The 19221-nt window shown below is 59.8% G+C and carries 16 protein-coding genes; 9 read left to right on the top strand and 7 right to left on the bottom strand.

The window, feature by feature from the left end:
- Positions 1 to 69: 69 nt before the first annotated feature.
- Both ACR3FB_RS02965 and ACR3FB_RS02960 read right to left on the bottom strand, forming a co-directional pair.
- Positions 70 to 1053 (bottom strand): alpha/beta fold hydrolase, encoded by a 984-nt coding sequence (locus ACR3FB_RS02965; RefSeq protein WP_480563955.1) that lies wholly within the window; start codon positions 1051 to 1053, stop codon positions 70 to 72.
- Between the two features lies 1 nt (position 1054).
- Positions 1055 to 2527: a flavin-containing monooxygenase gene (locus ACR3FB_RS02960; protein WP_480563953.1), complete on the bottom strand. Its 1473-nt coding sequence runs from the start codon at positions 2525 to 2527 to the stop codon at positions 1055 to 1057.
- A gap of 472 nt (positions 2528 to 2999) precedes the next feature.
- Here ACR3FB_RS02960 and ACR3FB_RS02955 point away from each other — a divergent pair, with 472 nt between their 5' ends.
- Entirely contained in the window at positions 3000 to 4823 is a 1824-nt protein-coding gene (locus ACR3FB_RS02955; protein ID WP_480563951.1) for a BCCT family transporter, read from the top strand.
- A gap of 141 nt (positions 4824 to 4964) precedes the next feature.
- On the top strand, positions 4965 to 6512 hold the full coding sequence (locus tag ACR3FB_RS02950) for a trimethylamine methyltransferase family protein (RefSeq protein WP_480563949.1): 1548 nt from the start codon (positions 4965 to 4967) through the stop codon (positions 6510 to 6512).
- A 137-nt stretch (positions 6513 to 6649) separates the two neighbouring features.
- Here the strand turns inward: ACR3FB_RS02950 and ACR3FB_RS02945 are convergent, their stop codons facing one another.
- From ACR3FB_RS02945 to ACR3FB_RS02930, 4 genes are read right to left on the bottom strand one after another with little or no spacing between them, the layout of a single operon-like run.
- Positions 6650 to 7990 carry an NAD(P)/FAD-dependent oxidoreductase gene (locus tag ACR3FB_RS02945; protein WP_480563947.1) on the bottom strand — a complete coding sequence of 447 codons (1341 nt, stop codon included), beginning with the start codon at positions 7988 to 7990 and terminating at the stop codon, positions 6650 to 6652.
- Positions 7987 to 9510, bottom strand: a complete 1524-nt coding sequence (locus tag ACR3FB_RS02940) for an aldehyde dehydrogenase (RefSeq protein ID WP_480563945.1) — start codon at positions 9508 to 9510, stop codon at positions 7987 to 7989. The genes ACR3FB_RS02945 and ACR3FB_RS02940 overlap by 4 nt, the downstream gene beginning before the upstream one ends.
- 3 nt (positions 9511 to 9513) lie before the next feature.
- Positions 9514 to 10443 carry a dihydrodipicolinate synthase family protein gene (locus ACR3FB_RS02935; RefSeq protein WP_480563943.1) on the bottom strand — a complete coding sequence of 310 codons (930 nt, stop codon included), beginning with the start codon at positions 10441 to 10443 and terminating at the stop codon, positions 9514 to 9516.
- Between the two features lie 7 nt (positions 10444 to 10450).
- Positions 10451 to 11161: a GntR family transcriptional regulator gene (locus ACR3FB_RS02930; protein WP_480563941.1), complete on the bottom strand. Its 711-nt coding sequence runs from the start codon at positions 11159 to 11161 to the stop codon at positions 10451 to 10453.
- 163 nt (positions 11162 to 11324) lie between these two features.
- Here ACR3FB_RS02930 and ACR3FB_RS02925 point away from each other — a divergent pair, with 163 nt between their 5' ends.
- Positions 11325 to 12275, top strand: coding sequence for a GlxA family transcriptional regulator (locus tag ACR3FB_RS02925; RefSeq protein WP_480563939.1), 951 nt, complete (start codon positions 11325 to 11327; stop codon positions 12273 to 12275).
- Positions 12276 to 12653: 378 nt separating this feature from the next.
- Here the strand turns inward: ACR3FB_RS02925 and ACR3FB_RS02920 are convergent, their stop codons facing one another.
- Positions 12654 to 13193 carry a ZrgA family zinc uptake protein gene (locus ACR3FB_RS02920; protein ID WP_480563937.1) on the bottom strand — a complete coding sequence of 180 codons (540 nt, stop codon included), beginning with the start codon at positions 13191 to 13193 and terminating at the stop codon, positions 12654 to 12656.
- Between the two features lie 237 nt (positions 13194 to 13430).
- Between ACR3FB_RS02920 and ACR3FB_RS02915 the strand changes: the two genes are divergently transcribed.
- The 6 genes from ACR3FB_RS02915 (at position 13431) to ACR3FB_RS02890 (ending at position 19166) form a co-directional block, all read left to right on the top strand.
- A complete protein-coding gene (locus ACR3FB_RS02915) occupies positions 13431 to 14702 on the top strand; it encodes an imelysin family protein (protein WP_480566475.1) in 1272 nt (423 codons plus the stop codon).
- Positions 14703 to 14829: 127 nt separating this feature from the next.
- Positions 14830 to 15123 (top strand): (2Fe-2S)-binding protein, encoded by a 294-nt coding sequence (locus tag ACR3FB_RS02910; protein WP_170380566.1) that lies wholly within the window; start codon positions 14830 to 14832, stop codon positions 15121 to 15123.
- Positions 15071 to 15556 (top strand): bacterioferritin, encoded by a 486-nt coding sequence (bfr, locus tag ACR3FB_RS02905; RefSeq protein WP_170556457.1) that lies wholly within the window; start codon positions 15071 to 15073, stop codon positions 15554 to 15556. The genes ACR3FB_RS02910 and bfr overlap by 53 nt, the downstream gene beginning before the upstream one ends.
- Positions 15516 to 17063 (top strand): di-heme oxidoreductase family protein, encoded by a 1548-nt coding sequence (locus ACR3FB_RS02900; protein WP_480563935.1) that lies wholly within the window; start codon positions 15516 to 15518, stop codon positions 17061 to 17063. The genes bfr and ACR3FB_RS02900 overlap by 41 nt, the downstream gene beginning before the upstream one ends.
- Positions 17064 to 17066: 3 nt before the next feature.
- Positions 17067 to 18077: an imelysin family protein gene (locus ACR3FB_RS02895; RefSeq protein ID WP_480563933.1), complete on the top strand. Its 1011-nt coding sequence runs from the start codon at positions 17067 to 17069 to the stop codon at positions 18075 to 18077.
- 3 nt (positions 18078 to 18080) lie between these two features.
- Positions 18081 to 19166: a DUF1513 domain-containing protein gene (locus ACR3FB_RS02890; RefSeq protein ID WP_480563931.1), complete on the top strand. Its 1086-nt coding sequence runs from the start codon at positions 18081 to 18083 to the stop codon at positions 19164 to 19166.
- The last annotated feature ends 55 nt before the right edge of the window (positions 19167 to 19221 follow it).

Here is a 19221-nt window from a genome sequence, read left to right as displayed (position 1 = left end):
GTGAGAGGCGATTTAAGGGAGCGGTCAGGGAGGGTCAAGAGGGAAAACACCCCCAACTTACGGATTCTTTCAGTTCGTCGGCTGCCCCTCATGCGGAAGAGCGGCGCTCGCCGCAATGCCAGAGGCGACACCGGCGATGAAAGCGGCGCAGCGGTCAGGCTCGGTGATCAGGATCATGTGCCCTGCCCCGTCAATCACCTCGTATCCCAGCCCAAAGCGCTCCATCGGAGGGCCGTGGTGAGGGGCCGACAGGATTGCATCCTCGGTGCCATAGAGGATGGCACCCGGTGTCCGAAGCGCATCATAGCGGGCGACTTGCTCGGAGATGCTGAGATCAACGCCGATCACATCCTCGGACGCCGTGACAAAGGCCGAGGGGCGCAGGCCAAGGGCGCCTCCCGCGCGATCCAGAAAATCCGAAGGCGGCGTTTCCGGTTCGAACACTGCGCCTAATGTATGCGGTGCGGCTTTTGCTGCGATGGGAACGGCCAGCGTGTTGCCAATCAAGCGTCGCAGCCATTGCGTGCGAATCTCCAATGGTTTGAAAACCGCTGGCGTTCCCGGCAGTTTTTGGGTCAAAGGGGCAAGCAGCGCCAGCCCGCCTACCCTTTCGGGAAAGTCCAGCGCCATCGCGAGCGACACCGCTCCGCCCAGTGAATGCCCAACAAGAATCGCGCCGGAGACCTCTTTTGCCGCAAGAAACTCGGCAATCATCCGCGCCTGCTCTGACAGTCGGGCCAGATCTGCGCTGTCGCGTATGGAATACCCGCATCCCGGCCGATCAAGCGCGATCACGTGGTACTCCTCGGCCAGTTTGTCGACCAGTGCGTAGGTATAGTGCTGCAATTGACCCGCCAGCCCGTGGATCATCACGATGGTTTGCGCGTTCGGGTCGCCTTTTTCAACGTAGTGAATACGCCCGCCGCGCACCGGAAGGATTTGCCCCATCTGCGGAACGGTTTTCAGCCCCTCACCCATCAGGCTGCGAGTCCACAGGTTCATCGCCAGCAGAAACACCGCGAAGATGGCCAATAGAATAAGAAGCGTCGTCATATCAAACCTCGCTGCCTGCGGCGGGAACCGGGGCGTATTGCTCTAACCCGGATTGTGCCATGCGTTTTTGGAATTCCGCAACTGTTCCGGGCCACAGAGTCGTGTTGCGCCCTTCGGCATCCTGATACCACGACGAACACCCTCCGACCTGCCAGACACTGTCGGCGTGACGGTCCTGCATTTCCTTGGTAAACGCGGCTTGCCGTGCGGGGTCGGGAACAACCGCCTCCAGCCCTTGGCTTTGCATCCCGTCCAGAACACGGCCGATATGGCCGACCTGAGCCTCAATCATCAGCACGACCGAGTTGTGGCCGAGGCCCGTATGAGGCCCGAGCAGTATGAAGAAATTCGGAAATCCTGCGATGGCAGTGCCCAGATTGGCCTGCATCCCCCTCACCCATGCATTGCGCAATGTCTGCCCACCTGTCCCAGTAATGGCGAGGCGTTCGACCATATCAGTGACATGAAACCCGGTGCCCCAGATCAGGATATCAGCCTGTGTTTCGCTACCATCGGCTGCGATGATCCTGTCTCTTTCAATCGAACGGACTGCTTGCGATATGACGTCGACATTGTCGCGCGCAAGCGCCGGATACCAATCGTTCGAACTGAGGATCCGCTTGCAGCCAATCCGGTAATCTGGCGTCAGCTTCTCGATTTCGGCAGGGTCTGAGATCGCGCGTTCAAGCTCTTTTCGCCACAACTTCATGGCATATTGCACCATTCGCGTTTCACCGCGGAACACCCGATGGCGATACTCGAAGATCGCGAAGATCAGCTTGCGCCGCAGTCGCGGCAACAAAGGAATCCGCGCGTAAAGCCTGCGAACCCAAGGCGCGATCGGGCCGTCAGGACGCGGCAGAACATAAGGCGCGCTGCGTTGGAAAATCGTGACATGGCGGGCCGTTTTGGCGATCTCTGGTACGAATTGCACCGCCGAGGCACCCGTTCCGACCACTGCTACGCGCCTACCCGCGACCGAGACGTTGTGATCCCATTGCGCAGAATGAAACGTCGGGCCCGGAAAACTGTCGGCCCCTGCAATGTCCGGAATACTGGGATGATGCAACGCACCGATGGCCGAGACCAGAAACCGCGCCGACCAGATCTGCCCAGACTGCGTTTCGACCTGCCAGCGCGCGCCATCCCATTTGGCCGACTTCAACTCCTGCTGAAAATGACAGAGGTTGTAGAGGCCTTCCTGGCGCGCAACATCCTGCAAATAAACCTGAATCTCGGCCCCTGCCGCATAGGCGCGGCTCCAGTTCGGGTTTAGGTGCGTGGCCATCGAATAGAGGTGCGAGGGGATATCGCAGGCAACACCGGGATAGGTATTCTCGCGCCATGTCCCGCCGACATCACCAGCCTTTTCCAGAATGGCAATGTTGCGGAGGCCACGTTTGCGCGCCTCAAGCGCCATGGTCAGCCCGGAAAATCCGGCCCCGACGATCAGCATATCAACCTGGTGATCCACGCCCTCACCCCTCTTCAAGACGACCAGAGTGTATTGGCAAAGACTATAAGCGCAGGCGGCGCCCTGAACAGCGTCCCGTTGGGTAATGCCGCCAAACTAGCACTCGCATACGCTGAGTGTGACGTGCCACTATGTCGTTTTCGACGAATTCGATCAGTCAAAACGCCCCTTTTTGGCGATGAGGCTCACAGAATCCGTCGTCATTGCGACCGAAAAGGTCGGAATCCGGAGCACCACACACGCAAAGAGTGTCTAGCCTTCCCAACCAACCCACATAACCAAAGACGCCTTTTCGGTGTCCGTTTAACATCGAAATCACAAGGAAAAATTCAAGGCGCGACAGAACCTGAGTGGGTCAGGATTTAAAGCCGCGCGCCTGACCGACCGGTGCGATCACCGCAAAAACATAAGAGAAGAGCCTGCAAACAGAAAGGCCTTCCACCCTATCAAATCGACAACACGGAGGAAATTGATGTCGATTAAGGAACCGTTTACGGATTTGGACATTAAGACCGCGGATAGCGGTTTTTATGAGAACAACAGCGTTCCGATTGCGCTGATCAGTAAGGGTGTAATGGTAGCCCTTGTGCTTTGGGCGCTGATTTTTCCGGCGAACGCGAACAGCACTCTGGGCAGCTGGAACTCTCAGATTCTGGAGGTCTTCAATAGCTTCTACGTCATCATCGTAGGTCTGTTTTTCTTCTTTCTGGCCATCGTTGCGCTGCTGCCGGCCACCGGCAAGCGGGTGATGGGGACGCCCGGGGAAAAGCCCGAGTTCTCGAATTTCTCGTGGTTCTCGATGATGTTCGGCGCCGGTCTGGGTGTGGGCCTGATGGTGTTCGCCACCGCCGAGCCTCTGGGCCTGTGGGGTTCCAACCCCGTGGTTGTTGCGGGCGACGTGCCCGGCAATGAGCCCGAGGCGGTCCAGTCGGCCTATCGCTACACCTATCTGCACTATGGCTTCCACGCCTGGGCGATCTACGTGGTGACCGGCCTGTCGCTGGCCTATTACGCCTATACGCGCAACATGCCGCTGACCATCCGCTCGGCGCTGACGCCGCTGTTTGGCAAGCTGATGAACGGTTTCCTGGGCCATGTGGTCGACGTTCTGGGCGTTGTGGCAACGATCCTGGGTGTGTCGGTCACCATCGGCTACGGCGTCAGCCAGTTCATCGACGGTGTCTATGCGATCACCGGGATGGAGTGGATCATGGACCTCAATGGTGAAGTTCCGGCCCCGTCGAAGGTTGGCCTGATTGCAGGTCTGCTGGTGATCATGGGCCTGTCGATCATCTCGGCTGTGTCGGGTGTTGGACGGGGTGTTAAGTACCTGTCGAACCTGAACTTGGTGCTGTCGATCATCCTGCTGGGCACATTTGTCGTCTTCGGCTCGTTCGTCTTTGCGATGACCACCTATGGCACCGCGCTGGTGGATTACATCCTGCACTTCCTGTCGCTGAGCTTTGGCGCCTATGGTCCGCTCTCGGCCGAGGCGTTTGCAGCGGCTCTACCGGCCGAGGCTCAGGCCCATGCGGATGCCCTGATGGGTGGCGCGACCAATGCCTGGGGCAGCTATGACGGCTTCAAGAGCGGCCTGGAAGGCGCGGCAGCGGAACTCGACGAGGCCACTCTGGCCGCGGCCTATGCCGCCGGTGAGCAGGGTCGTCAGTTTGGCTGGCAGGCAGGCTGGACCACGTTCTACTGGGCCTGGTGGATTGCGTTCTCGCCCTTTGTTGGCCTGTTCCTGGCGCGCATCTCGAAGGGTCGCACCGTGCGTGAGTTCATCCTGGGCTGTGTCTTCGCACCGGCGCTGGTCTGCTTTGCATGGATGACGGTTCTGGGCGGCACCGCGATCGATCTGGAACTGGCCGGTGAAGCCGGAGGCGCGATCATCGGGGCCTCGAACACCAACAAGCTGTTCGTGACGCTGTCCTACATGATCGACGGTGGTCTGTTGTCGATGCTGAACGTGATGTGCGTTGTGCTGATCATGACCTTCCTGGTGACCTCGGCGGATTCGGGCATCCTGGTGATGAACACGATCATGTCGGGCGGCAGCCAGGAGACGGGCATCAAGCACCGCATCATCTGGGGTCTGATCCTGTTGGCGGTGATCGGCGCGCTGATCCTTGCAGCGGGTGAGAACAACCCGATGGACGCTCTGCGCAACGCGATGATCATCGGCGCGCTGCCCTTCACTATGGTGATGGGCCTGATGATGGTCGCCCTCGCCAAGGCACTGTTCCGCGACAGCCAGCGTGACAAACACGCCGAGGCACCACAGGCCGCAGAATAAACCCACCAAAACACAAACAAGCCAAGCGCCGCCCAAAAGGGCGGCGCTTTTGCGTGTCGCATCCTGCAAGCACATATCGCTATCAGAGAGGTTGGCGCGCCGCGAATCCGTCATTTTGGTTCCAAGATGGAGGATTGCCCTTTGAATATTCGAACCCAATCACGTTCCGGAGGCCGCGCTGCGCGACGCGCGCAACGCACAGCTCCGAACTTTGAAATGCTCCCCGGCCTGACCCGCACCATTCCCGAATGCGAGGTGATGGACGGCAGCCAGGTCGAGATGATCGACAATGCCGCCATGGACATTCTGGAAAATGTCGGCGTTCAGTTTCGCGACCCGATCGCGCTGGAAGACTGGAAGAAAGCTGGCGCCAAAGTTGACGGCGAATTGGTCTATCTGGACCGCAACATGGTGCGCGAGCTGATCTCGACCATTCCGGCACAGTTCACCTATCACGCGCGCAACCCGGCCAATAACGTCAAGCTGGGCGGCAAGCATTCGGTCTTTGTGCCGATGACAGGCGCACCGTTCCTGCGCGATCTGGACGATGTGCGCCGCAACCCGCTGCTGGAAGATCTGGCGATGTTCCACAAGCTCAGCCATATGATGCCCGCGCTGCACAGCTCGGCCCACCATATCGTCGAGCCTTATGATCACCCGATCAGCCAGCGCCACCTGCGCATCACCTACTCTTCGATGAAATACTCGGACAAGATGTTCATGGGCATGACCACCTCGCCCAAGAATGCCGAGGACGTGATGGATATGTGCGCGATACTGTTTGGGGATGAGTTCATCGATAGCCACCCCGTGACCACCGGCAACTGCAACGGCAACAGCCCTCTGGTCTGGGATGAGACGATGCTGGGCGCGATGCGTGCGTTCTGCCGCCGCAATCAACCGGTCCTCTGCTCGCCCTTTGTTCTGGGGGGTGCAAACACGCCTGCCTCTGTGCCTGCCACTGTTGCGCAATTGACGGCCGAGGCACTTTCTGCGCTGGCCTATACGCAGGTGGTCCGCAAAGGGGCGCCCGCGATCTGGGGTCACTACCTGTCGACCGTGTCGATGAAATCCGGCGCGCCGATGGCTGGCACGCCCGAGATCAGCTTGATGAACTTCATGATCGGTCAGATGGCTCGCTTCTATGATGTTCCCTGGCGCACCTCAAACACGTTGGGCGGCGCCAAGACGTTTGACGCACAGGCTGGCTACGAATCTGCCACGACGCTCAGCGCGGTTCTGCATGCCGGGGCGAACTACATCTGGCACTCGGCGGGCTGGAACGAGGCCGGTATGCATTGCTCAGTCGCCAAGTTCATCGTGGATTCGGAACAATGCGCGATGGCCTATCGCATGGCGGAAGGTCCCAAATGGGGCGACTTCGATCAGGCACTGGCCGCCGTTCCGGATGTCGGCCCGGGTGGCCACTATCTGGGCCATCCGCATACGCAGGACAACTTCCAGACGGCGTTCTTTATGCCCGAGCTGTTCGACAACAACTCGATCGAGCAGTGGCAGGCTGAAGGCAGCGTTGAGATCACGGAACGCGCCCTCAAACACGCCAAGAAACTGCTAGCCGAGTATCAGGAACCAAAGCTGGACGAGGCCAAGAACGAAGAGCTTCTGGACTATATTGCGCGCCGGGAACGGGAAATTCCGGCAGCGGATGAGTTGAACCAGACCTACTGATACCAACTCCCCTACTGGCCCGCCCACCATTCAGGGCGGGCCTTTTTTTTTGCAAAACCGCTAAAGCCGCAACAGGCGAGAGAACTTGCGTGTCTCGGGCCGCTCAATGTCGGCAGGCTCGGTTGAGCCCGCCATACTCATTCATCCCGCGCGCGCCATTCTTTCCAACGCAACACGGCATTCGCCCCGATTTCCCAGAATGGCTGGGGCGGCAGGCGTTTGGGGGTGTCTTCGGCTTCGAAAAAACTTGTGATGTCGGAACTGTGGCCACAGGCCCTCTCCGCCGCTGCGATCCCGGTCAGGGTCCCGCGCGCAGTGCCCAGCCCGTTCTGAACGCAACCGGAATATACGCCCGGCTCAATCTCTCGGGCGACGGAGACGCTATTGAGGCTGAGGCATAGGTGACCGGCCCATTGATGCTCCATCCTCAGCCCCGCTAGTTGCGGGAACCGCTGATCGAACTTGCGCTGCATCACTTTGGCGGCACGCGCCAGATCGCTGGAGGTTGCTGCCATGCCTGGCCGCAACGCCGCACAGGTCCGGGTGACAATGCGATTGCCGCCCTGCCCGGTGTCGATCCTGCGCATGGTCGTTCCCATCGGGTCCGAAGGTGTCACGCCCCAGCGCGGCTGCCCACCCAAACGGGTCAGCGCATCGGTATCTAACTCGGGAGTCATCGAGGCAAAGAGGAACAGCTGCATCAACCGGTCACGCTCAATCCCGAAGCTTTCCAGATGGCCGTTGACCGTCAGGATGATCTTGCCGGTGCTTACGGTGCCTTTCCCAGTCCGCACCACCCAGTCGCTGCCGCGTTTTTCAAACCTAAGAACGGGCGAGTTTTCGAAAATGGTGACCCCATCGCCAGCCAGCCCCGCAGCCAACCCTCGAACATAGCCCGCCGGTTGCAGCATGACCGTTCCAGGCGTGAACAGGCCCGATTGATAATGCCGTGATCCTGTGAGTTCGTGCATCTGCGCGGGGTTCAGCATCTCGCTGGTTTCGCCTAAGGTTTCCAGATGCCGCGCGTAGCTGACATTGTGCGCATGGCCCGTGTCGCCTGCCGCTCCATTGACCTTGCCGACCTCATCGAAAAAGTTGCGTTCGATCTGGTATTGCTCAACAGCGGACCGCGCGAATGCAATGGCCTGCCGGTTGAGGGCGATCATTGTCTTGTCGTCCCCCGCACCGGCATAGTCATCCGATGCAAGGTCATGCGGAAGGTCGATCATGAAGCCCGAGTTTCGCCCCGCGGCCCCTTCGGCCACGCGACCGGCCTCAAGCACGACCACACGCGCCTTGGGGTCCAACTGGGTCAGACGCCGCGCCGCCGACAAACCGGCAAAGCCGGCGCCGACGACCACGACATCAGCCGTCATGTCCTTGTCCAACTCCACCGCGGGCGGCTGGGCGCCGAGGATGGCGCTCCAGGCCGCAGGGCCGCGATGGGTTGGCAGTTTGCGTGCTGAGTATGCGCTCAATCGACGGCCTCATCCGCATCATCGGCCAGATCAATCCAGATGGTTTTCAACTGGGTGTACTGATCATGCGCATGGACGGAGTTGTCGCGCCCGCCGAAGCCGGACTGCTTGTAGCCGCCAAAGGGCGTGGTGATATCCCCTTCGCCAAAGCTGTTCACGGTCACTGTCCCTGCCCGGATCGCCCGAGCGCCCCGGATCGCGCGTTTCGCATTGGCCGTGAAGATCGAGGCGCAGAGGCCATATTCGGTATCATTGGCGATCTTGATGGCCTCATCGAAGCCCGAGACCTCAATCACCGACAGGACGGGGCCAAAGATCTCCTCACGCGCCAGAGTGGCGTCATTGCCCGAGACTTCGACCACGGTGGCTTCGACAAAGCCCCCGGCGGCTTTGCCGCCAGATTGAACAGAGTCGGCCTTGCCGCCGATCACCACATTCTCGGCCTGATCCAGATAGCCACATACCTTGTTATAGTGCCCTTCGCTGACCAGCGCGCCCATGCGGGTTTCCGGGTCAAGCGGGTCGCCAATGTTCCACTGCTTGGCGTGATGGGCGATGCGCTCCAGCAACTCGGCCTTTACATCCTTGTGCACGATCAACCGTGACGCGGCCGAGCAGTTCTCGCCCATGTTCCAGAAAGCCCCATTCACGATATGTGCGGCCACGCGATCCAGGTTTTCGGCATCATCCATAACGATGGCCGGGTTCTTGCCACCCATCTCCAGCACGACCTCTTTGGCGTTGCTTTCAGCCGAGTAGGTCAGGAACCGCTTGCCGGTCACGGTCGAGCCGGTGAACGAGACCATGTCGACATCCATATGTCGCCCGATCGGCTCACCCACTGCAGCACCGCCGCCGGGGACGATGTTCAGAACGCCGCGCGGCAGGCCCGCCTCCATTGCGAGTTCGGCAAGACGAAGTGCGGTCAGCGTTGTCTCAGCTGCGGGCTTCACTACGACCGAGCACCCTGCCGCCAGAGCCGGTCCGATTTTCCAGGCCAGCATGAGCAGCGGGAAGTTCCAAGGCAGCACCAAACCCACCACGCCAATCGGCTCACGCACGACCATGGCGATGTGGTCGTCACTGGCGGGTGAGACCTGATCGTAGATCTTGTCGATTGCTTCGGCGTGCCATTTCAGACAGTGAATCGTTTCGGGCACGTCCACGGTTTCGCAGTCAAAAATGGTCTTGCCGCTGTCGATGCTCTCCATCACCGCCAGTTCGCGGGCATTGCGGGTCATCAGTTTGCAGAGCCGGATCAAGACATCCTTGCGCTCCGAAGGGTGCAGTTTCGACCACCGCCCATCGTCAAAGGCTTCGCGCGCTTTTTCGACCGCGAAATCAACGTCCGCAGCACCACAAGCGGCAATATCGGCCAGCTTCTCTCCGGTCGCGGGGTTCACCGTTTCGAACGTCTCGCCCGAGATCGCCGGGCGGTACGCGCCGTCAATGAATGCTCCGGTCGGCAGCGTCAGGTCTGCGGCGATGGATTTGTATTCGTCCTGTGTCAGCAATTCCATGCCTTAGCCCCCAATCTTCTTTTCAGCTACGATGTCAGCGATTGTTTTCTTCAACACGCGGGTCACCTGTTCCAACGCCCGCTTGTCATCCTTGTTCAGACCCTTCAGCGGAGGCCGCATCGCGCCCGCCTCAATGCCATTCATGGTGACGCCATGTTTGATGGTCTGGATGAACTTGCCGCCCTGTTCCAGCACCCGCATCAGAGGCATCATCGCGCTCATGATCCTGCGGCCTTTGGCGAAATTACCTTCGATCACACAGGCGTTGTACAGCGCCACATGCTCTTCCGGCAGAAAGTTCGACCCACCGCACACCCAAAACGGCGCGCCCCAGGCAAAGAACTCCAGCGCCTGATCATCCATGCCACATCCCAGCTGAATATGCGGGTAGTCGCGCGCCAACAGATGGACCCGGTTGATATCGCCCGAGCTTTCCTTGATGCCGCAGAAATTCCGGCTGCGGCCCACACGGTCGAGGAACTCCTCGCCCATCATCGTCCCAGTGCGGTGCGGGTAGTTGTACAGCATCACCGGCAGGTCGGCGGCCTTGTCGATGGCCAGCGCGTTCAGCGCATTCTCACGATCGGTGGGCACCGAATAAGGCGGGCTTGCCAGCAAAATTGAGTCTGCTCCGATCTCACGCGCCCCCGAGGCCAGCGCAATCGAGTCCGGCGTCAGCAGCGCCCCGGTCCCGACGACCAGAGGCAGACGACCTTTCAACTGCGCATGCGTGAACTTGGCCAGCTCCAGCCGCTCTTCAACGGTTTGAGCATAGTTTTCGCCGGTCGAGCCGCCCGAGATCAGCCCGTGAACACCACTGGCGATCAGGTATTCGATCACGTCGGACAAAGCGTCCCAATTCACGCTGCCATCCTCGTGATAGGGCGTGACCACAGGGGTATAGATCCCCTCAAACTTGAAAATCGGGTTCATTCCGTCCTCATGCAGGTTTTGAAAGAGGCGGGATGCCCATCGGGACATCCAGCGCATCAGGCATCACGAACAGCTCAATCTGATCGCGAGACAGGTTCCAATGGTCCTCGGCCAGTTGCGCAGCAGCCGCCTCATCGCCCGCCTCGATGGCGGCGATGATGGCGTCGTGCTGACGGCTGGCTTCAGTCAGGTTTTCGGTCAGACCCGTGTTGCGCGGTCTGTAAAAGGTCATGCCGATCCGGGCGTGGTCAATCAAAAGGCGATTGAAGGAAGGCAACAGATATACATTGCCGGACATCTGCCCCGTAACATCATGAAACCGGTTATTGGCCAGCGCGCGATCCTCGGCCGAGCCCGACTGCAGAGCCGAACAAAAGGACTGTTGGGCATCCTTCAGGGCGTCAATCTGATCTGGCAGAGCGTTGCGCGCGGCCAGCCTCAGGATGGCGCCATACACCATCGGGGCCGCCAGAAAGAAATCCCGCAGCGCGGTATGCGACATCTCGGATACGCGCGTGCTGCGGTTGGCGCGCTGGTCCAGATATCCCTCACCGGCCAATTGCCGGAACACTTCGCGCAACGGGGTTCGCGACAGGCCGAATGCTTCGGACAAATGCGCCTCATCCAGATCGGCGCCGGGTTGTAGCCGCAATGTCAGAATCGAGACCTTGAGGTGTTCTGCAAGCTCAGATTTGCGCGAACGCGCTTCGTCCTTCATCCGCCTATCCCTTTGCCGCGGCCACTTGGCGAATCGAGATCGCCCAGCCACGGGTGTTGTATGCGATTAAAATACAACTTGTATACAATTAATTTTCGTGCAGCATAGGCAACCTGCGAATAATGTCGAAACCACCCAGCAGCCCGGAAGCGCAAAGACCGCCATGCCCGATCCCAGCCACATCACTTTCATCCTGATCGAGGAGTTCTCGCACCTCGCGTTTTCCTGCGCGGTCGAGCCTTTGCGGATCGCCAACCTCGTCAGCGGGCAGGATCTCTACAGTTGGTCTTTTGTGTCTGAGCATGGTGAACACGCTGTCTGCTCCAACGGCTCGGTGACTCTGGTCCATGGGGGATTCGATAGTCTCCCCAAATCTGATCAGATTTTCGTGCTGTCCGGCATCCACATGCGGAACCACGCCTCCAAACCTCTGCTGGGTTTGCTGCGGCGTGAACGGGCAAGAGGGACTGCGATCGGCGCGCTCTGTTCGGGCGCTTGGCTTTTGGCTGAGGCCGGTTTTCTGAACGAAATGCAGGCCGCTATACATTGGGAATACCATGACGCCTTCACCGAGGCCTTTCCCGATGTAAATTTGGTGCGCAGCGTGTTTGTGGCCGACGAAAAGCACATCACCGCCTCGGGCGGGACGGCGACCGCCGACCTGATGTTGCACTTGATCGAACGAGACCACGGCGTTGAGCTGGCCATGGATGTGGCCGATCAGATGGTTTACAACGCTGTGCGCAACGCCACGGCCAAACAACGCGTTTCACTGCAATCGCGCAACGGCATGCGCAACATCCATCTGGCCAAAGCGATTGAGGTCATGCGCAACAACATCGAAACGCCGGTCTCGCCCTCTGCGATTGCTGATGAACTTGGCATTTCGACACGGCAGCTCGAACGGCTTTTCGGGAAATACCTAAATACCTCGCCCAAAAAGTATTTTATGGAGATGCGCCTTGAGCGCGCGCAAAAACTGCTGTTGCAAACCGAGGCCTCGGTGACTGAGGTCGCCATGGCATGCGGGTTTGAGAATCCAGGCCATTTCTCACGCGTGTTTCGCCTGAGTTTTGGCGTCACGCCTCACGCACAGCGCAACAAGATTGACTGAAATCAAGCAAACCCACCACTGGGGGAGAGCATCCTGATCTGCCCGAAACTGGGCACATCCACGCTCATCCCCCGATCCCTTCGAGAACCCCCTCATTAAAATCGGACTAGTCAACACCTCGGTAGGATAGTGTGGTGGTACCGACGAATGTTGGCACAACTATTGCCAATTCGTGTCAGATCTTGGTTTCTTTCCGACACAAACATTAATTTTGCGGAATTTGATCAGAATTTAGGTCACAGCTGAGTGTTTTGTGCACTCATAAGCACCCACGCACCCGCTCAGACCCCAGGTGATTCCGGTCCGACTTTCGAGCTTGTCTACTTTGCTCGTCGATCCACCCTGCCGAAACCCTTTTCACTAAACACGGAGGCAGTATTAGTCCGAGCCTTGCAAAGCCGAGACATCAAGGACCGGCGACTGCGAGGTAACATGGACGCGCCGCGTAACACCCTGCGACGATGCGGTGATATCGAGCGTCGAAACTTGATCAAAGCGCTCAAAATACGCGAATTCGATCATATCCAGAGCGGCCATGTCCGAACACTGAATAACATACTCGGCCAGAATCTCGGGCGCGCCCACCGCGTCTGCATCCGACCCCAGCCCTTCGCCTGTCAAAGACACATTGGCCGACGCCGTGGCGCACCCAGCCTGTTCAGGGACAACAAAAAGGGTCAACGGCTTTGACAAGGACGAAATGGCATCCGCGATCGCGGAGCGATCCGCGTCATCTGCTGCGCGATGGTCAAACCCCAAAATATCCTCGCTCGGGACTACCAAAGACACGCTGAACTGAGTTTCCTCAAAGGAAATATCCAACGACCCCGCAGCAGCGGTCTGCGCGGGCACCTGATCCCCCGCCCATGCCTGGACGGTTACTGCACACAAACCGATCGAAGCACTCAACCACTTCATGAACTCACACCACTCGCAATAGAATCACATGGATTAGTCTAACTTTATACGAACATGGCGCAATCGCGACGGCGTGTATCAGACCCACCAGATATGGGGATGTAGCGTCCCTGCAGTAAATCCGACAATAAAACTCAGGTTGACATTGTCGACTATTTCACTCAGCTATACGCGTGCAAGTGCAGCCCCTTTTGGACGCACATGAACGAGATTCCTGACATGAAAGACCTGAACCCAATGACGAAATTCTTTGCTGCCGCCAGCACTCTGACCCTATGCGTGGCCACCGCCGCATCGGCCGGTGACGCCCCTGCAAAAGCGGACGTGCTGGACACTTACGCCGATATTGCAGAAGCCAAATATGATGACAGCCTGATCGCCGCCAAAGCGCTGCAAAACGCCGTCAACGCACTGATCGCCGACCCGTCGGACGCCACGCTGAATGCCGCCCGCGCGGCCTGGATTGCCGCCCGCGTCCCCTATCAGCAGACCGAGGTCTACCGCTTTGGCAACGCCATCGTCGATGATTGGGAAGGCAAAGTAAATGCGTGGCCGCTGGACGAAGGCCTGATCGACTATGTCGACGCCTCCTACGGCGGCGCCACTGACGAGAACGAATTCGCCGTTCTCAATGTCATCGCAAACCCGAACTTCGAGCTTTCGGGAACCGCGATTGACGCGAACGAGATCACCCCCGAATTGCTGGCAGACAAATTGCACGAAGCCGACGGGATCGAGGCCAACGTCGCCACCGGCTACCATGCCATCGAATTCCTGCTGTGGGGGCAGGACCTGAACGGTCACGGCGCGGGCGCAGGCAACCGCCCGGCAACCGACTATGCGAAAGGTGTCGACTGCACCAACGGCAACTGCGACCGCCGCGCGCAATATCTGAGCGCCGCGACCGACCTGCTGATCAGCGATCTGGAATGGATGACCGCACAGTGGGCCGAAGGTGGTGATGCACGCGTCGCCCTCACCGAGAACGAATCCGCGGGCATCAGCACCATTTTGACTGGCATGGGTTCGCTGTCCTACGGGGAACAGGCTGGTGAGCGTATGCGCCTGGGCCTGATGCTGAACGACCCCGAGGAAGAGCATGATTGCTTTGCCGATAACACGCACAACAGCCACTACTACGATGGCCTTGGCATTCAGAACGTCTATCTGGGCAGCTACACCCGCATTGACGGCACTCCGATCTCGGGCGCCTCGCTGTCGGATCTGGTGATCGCCGCTGACCCGGCGCTGGATACTGAGATGAAAACCAAGCTGTCGACCACGATGCAAGCTCTGGGCCGGATCAAATCGACCGCCGAGGCCGGTTTCGCCTATGACCAGATGCTGGAACGCGGCAATGCCGGTGGCGAAGCGCTGATCATGGGTGGTGTCAACGGTCTGGTCGACCAGACCAAGACCATCGAGCGTATTGTATCGACGCTCGAGCTTGACGGCATCGAGTTCGAAGGCTCGGACAGCCTGGACAACCCTGACGCGGTTTTCCAGTAATACCATGACATTGTCGGGGGCGTCGGCGATACGGCGCCTCCAACATCTAGGTCACATCACTGCGTGACTCGACCAAACGGCAATAACTTACTAAATAAGTAAGAAACCCAACGAGCCTCGATTCGCCATGATCGTCTGCCACTGCACAAACATCTCCGACCACGACATCCGGGCCGCTATCGACTGGATGCGGACCTCTGACCCGCAAGCGATCATAACCCCGGGCAAGGTCTACCACGCGCTCGGGAAATCTGCCGACTGTGGCGGATGCATGCCGCTTTTCCTAGACACGATGCGAACCGACGATAATCTGGAAGTCCCCATGCAGCTGCGTGCGTTGCGCACCGGCCTATCACAGGAGAAGGCAGATGAAGGGCGATCCCAAGGTCATAGAGTATCTCAACAAATCCCTGCGGCATGAGCTGACAGCCGTCAGCCAGTATTGGCTGCACTACCGGCTTCAGGAAGACTGGGGCCTGGCCCATATGGCCAAGAAAAGCCGCGAAGAAAGCATCGAAGAGATGGGTCATGCGGACAAGCTGATCGAACGGATCATCTTTCTGGAAGGCCACCCGAACCTGCAAAAGCTCGACCCTCTGCGGATCGGGCAGAACCCCAAGGAAACGCTGGAATGCGATCTGGCCGCCGAACACGATGCCCGCACATTGTATGTCGAAGCGCGGGAATATTGCCGCGAGGCGGGCGACTACGTCTCGATGTCGCTGTTTGAGGAATTGATCAGCGATGAAGAAGGCCATATCGACTTCCTGGAAACGCAGCTCGATCTGTATGAAAGGATTGGCGACGCGAATTATGCGCAACTCAACGCCGCGAAAATGGACGCCGAGGAATAGTATTCTCGCCCTCTCGGTGGTCGCTACCGCGGCCACCCCTTCCCTGTCAGCCGAGCTGCAGGACCTTCACCTCAACTTCACCCCACGTACCGAAGACGAACGCGCCCGCATTGCCGGTGTCACTGCACCGCCGCAGGATTTCAGCGCGCCGCAAAGGTTCGAAGAGTTGCCTGCCGGGGCCTCAACCGTGCGCGTGCGCAACAACGCGGATGCGTTATCGCAACCGTCCAAGAACCTGAGCTTTGAGCAAGAGCTGGACTTCAAGGTCGGCAACGGATTGTTCAAGAAAATCTGGGTCTCTTCGCCGTCCTCAACCCTCGCGTCTGATGGTCTTGGGCCGCTTTATAACGCGCGCTCGTGCCAGCGCTGTCACATCAAGGATGGGCGCGGGCATACGCCGAACGGGCCGGATGACAACGCCATCTCGATGTTCCTGCGCGTGTCTATCCCCGGAGGTCCAGAGGACGCGCCGGATGGGATCGAAGACTATCTCGCCACCCTTCCCGAGCCCAACTACGGCGGCCAGATGCAGGACTTCGCCTTGGCCGGCCATCCGGCGGAATACCGGTTGGAGATCACCTACGAAGAGATCCCGGTTGCGCTGTCCGAGGGCGAGAGCGCCTCGCTCCGCCGCCCCACCTACAGGGCTGCCGATCTGGGATACGGCCCGTTGCACCCGGACGCCATGCTCAGCCCGCGCGTTGCGCCTCAGATGATTGGCCTTGGTCTGCTTGAGGCGATCCCGGTCGAGGACCTGCTGGCCAAAGCCGACCCGGACGATACGGATGGCGATGGTATCTCGGGCCGAGCGAACATTGTCTGGTCGACCGAGTTTGACGCCCCGATGATGGGCCGCTTCGGCCATAAGGCCGGAATGCCCACGGTCATGGAGCAATCGGCGGCTGCTTTTGCAGGTGATATCGGCATCTCGACCCCGCTGTTTCCCGCCCCGTACGGAGATTGCACCGATGCGCAGGACAATTGCATAAAAGCCCCGCATGGCGACGGCGATGTGCGCGTCTTCGAGGTGGATCAGGTCGGCATGGACCTCGTGGCCTTCTACAGCCGCAATCTGGGCGTCCCGCGTCGTCGGGATGTGGATGACCCGCAAGTGCTGCGCGGGAAAGAGGTGTTCCACGCCACAGGCTGCGCCGCCTGCCATACCCCGACCCATGTCACCCATCGCATGGAAGACCGGCCCGAGCATAGTTTTCAGCTGATCTGGCCCTATACCGACCTCTTGCTGCATGACATGGGCGACGGTCTGGCTGACAACCGCCCCGAAGCCCGCGCCACAGGCCGCGAATGGCGCACGCCGCCCCTGTGGGGGATTGGTCTGACCCAACGCGTGTCCGGCCATACTGAGTTCCTACATGACGGGCGCGCCCGCACCCTGCTTGAGGTTGTGCTTTGGCACGGGGGCGAAGCACAAACCGCACGTGACACTGTCGTGACCATGCCCAAAGCCGACCGCGACGCCCTTATCCGTTTTCTCGAAAGTCTGTGACCCATGCGCCTATTTGCTTTTGCCATTGCCTTAGTCGCCCCTTTGGCGGCGTCAGCCCAAGACCGAGCAGCGATCCTGACGGATGTGCCTGCCGCGCATATTCTGCCGCGCTTTGCTGAATTGGCAGACGCGACCGAGGCTTTATCCTCCGCATCCCAATCCGATTGCGTCCCTCAATCAGAGACCTTGCGCACGGCCTATGGCACCGCCTTTGACGCGTGGATATCGGCCAGCCATCTGCGCTTTGGCCCCACCGAGGCCGACGACCGCGCCTTTGCCATGGCCTTTTGGCCAGACACGAAAGGGTTCACGCCCAAGGCTCTATCGCAGCACATCGCGGCAGAAGACCCCGCCGTGAACGACACGGCCGCCTATGCCGAAACCTCGGTCGCGGGGCGCGGATTCTTTGCGCTTGAGCAGATGCTCTACGATCCCAAATTCGCCGATCAGGGCAGTGCCGAATACCGATGCGCTCTGATCCGGGCCATCACGGCGGATCTCGACGCAAGTGCCGACGCGATGGCGGAAGAATGGCAAAGCTATGCAGTGAAGCTGGAACAGCCGGGGGGCGACAGCCCGTACCGCACGCAGGATGAGGCGATGCAGGAGCTTTTCAAAGCGCTCTCGACCGGGCTGCAATTCACTGCCGAGACCCGATTGGGACGGCCCCTTGGCACGTTCGACCGCCCCCGCCCCAACAGGGCCGAAGCCCGCCGCTCGGAACGCGCCTTGCGTCATGTCGAGCTGTCCTTGATTGCCCTGCAGGACCTTGCAGCGCGGTTGTCCGCCGACCATCCCGAGATCGCGCAGGATCTGGACGTGGCCTTCAACCGCGCAATCAAAAGCGCCCGGTCCATCGACGACCCAGCCTTCGCTGGCGTGGCCAATCCTGCAGGCCGTTTCCGGGTCGAAGCGCTACAACAGGCCGTGAATGGCATTCGGACCATCGCCACGACCGAGCTTGGCCCGACCCTCGGCATCAGCGCCGGGTTCAACTCTCTGGACGGGGACTGAGTAGTGACCAACCGTCGCCATTTCCTGGCCGGTCTTGCGGCTGCAAGCCTTGCGCCCGCAACGGGGTGGACCTCGGTCGGGGCGCCCGCTTTTCTGGCCGCTGGGCTGTTTCCGGATGGCGCGTTCCGTCTGGCCGGTCTGGATGAGGGCGGAGACATCCTGTTCTCGCTGCCCCTGCCCGCAAGAGGCCATGCCGCCGCCGCACACCCCCGCAAGGCGCTGGCCGTGGCCTTCGCCCGCCGCCCCGGCACGTTTGCTCTGGTCATAGACTGCGCAACCGGGCAAGAGCTTGCACGGCTACGGGCCCCTGAGGGACGACATTTCTATGGTCATGGTACTTTCACATCGGACGGCACCCGGTTCTTTGCTACCGAAAACGACTATGAGGCTGGCGAAGGCCGTATCAGCCTATGGGACGCCACCAGCTTTGAACGGTTGGGAGAGTTTTCGTCGGGCGGGGTTGGTCCACATGACATGCGCCTAATGCCGGATGGCCAAAGCCTTGTGATCGCCAATGGAGGAATCGAAACCCACCCTGAGACCGGGCGGACGAAACTGAACCTACCCGTCATGCAGCCAAACCTGACCTATCTGGACCTGTCCGGTCGACTGCTTGAACGGGTCGAGCTGCCAAACGCCCTGCACAAGAACTCCATCCGTCATCTCAGCGTGCGCAACGACGGGCTGGTGGGGTTCGCGATGCAATGGCAGGGCAGCCAGACCAAGCATACGCCCCTGCTGGGCCTACACCGTCGGGGCGCGCCGCCGCAACTTCTGTCCGCACCAGAAGACCTCCAAAATACCTTGCAAGGCTATGCTGGCAGCATCGCCTTTTCGGCCAGCGGGGCCGAGGTCGCCATAACCTGTCCACGGGGAAATGCGCTGCATCTGTTCGATGTAGCAGGTCGCAGCTTCACGAGAGCTTTCGAACTGGAGGATGTCTGCGGTCTGGGCGCAGGTCCGGACGGGCTGGTCTTTACCACCGGCACGGGCACGTTTGGCGCTGTAGACGGGCTCCGCGCGCGGGTTCTTGCCCGCCCCGATTGCCAATGGGACAACCACCTGATCCCGATCCGCGCGCACGCGTAACATTCGGCAATCCCTGTCACATAGTTTACACTTGGACGAATCAAAATGCTGCCGT

Source organism: Ruegeria sp. AO1 (assembly GCF_056535985.1).
Note: the sequence above shows the minus strand (reverse complement) of the source record. Positions and strands in the feature narration are given on the sequence as shown.

Excerpts from the sequence above, each read along its gene's own strand:
- ACR3FB_RS02935 (WP_480563943.1), bottom strand. The coding sequence starts at position 10,443 with ATGAACCCGATTTTCAAGTTTGAGGGGATCTATACCCCTGTGGTCACG.
- bfr (WP_170556457.1), top strand. The coding sequence starts at position 15,071 with ATGAAGGGCGATCCCAAGGTCATAGAGTATCTCAACAAATCCCTGCGG.
- ACR3FB_RS02930 (WP_480563941.1), bottom strand. The coding sequence starts at position 11,161 with ATGAAGGACGAAGCGCGTTCGCGCAAATCTGAGCTTGCAGAACACCTC.
- ACR3FB_RS02895 (WP_480563933.1), top strand. The coding sequence starts at position 17,067 with ATGCGCCTATTTGCTTTTGCCATTGCCTTAGTCGCCCCTTTGGCGGCG.
- ACR3FB_RS02900 (WP_480563935.1), top strand. The coding sequence starts at position 15,516 with ATGCGCAACTCAACGCCGCGAAAATGGACGCCGAGGAATAGTATTCTC.
- ACR3FB_RS02925 (WP_480563939.1), top strand. The coding sequence starts at position 11,325 with ATGCCCGATCCCAGCCACATCACTTTCATCCTGATCGAGGAGTTCTCG.
- ACR3FB_RS02940 (WP_480563945.1), bottom strand. The coding sequence starts at position 9,510 with ATGGAATTGCTGACACAGGACGAATACAAATCCATCGCCGCAGACCTG.
- ACR3FB_RS02955 (WP_480563951.1), top strand. The coding sequence starts at position 3,000 with ATGTCGATTAAGGAACCGTTTACGGATTTGGACATTAAGACCGCGGAT.
- ACR3FB_RS02920 (WP_480563937.1), bottom strand. The coding sequence starts at position 13,193 with ATGAAGTGGTTGAGTGCTTCGATCGGTTTGTGTGCAGTAACCGTCCAG.
- ACR3FB_RS02910 (WP_170380566.1), top strand. The coding sequence starts at position 14,830 with ATGATCGTCTGCCACTGCACAAACATCTCCGACCACGACATCCGGGCC.
- ACR3FB_RS02915 (WP_480566475.1), top strand. The coding sequence starts at position 13,431 with ATGACGAAATTCTTTGCTGCCGCCAGCACTCTGACCCTATGCGTGGCC.
- ACR3FB_RS02965 (WP_480563955.1), bottom strand. The coding sequence starts at position 1,053 with ATGACGACGCTTCTTATTCTATTGGCCATCTTCGCGGTGTTTCTGCTG.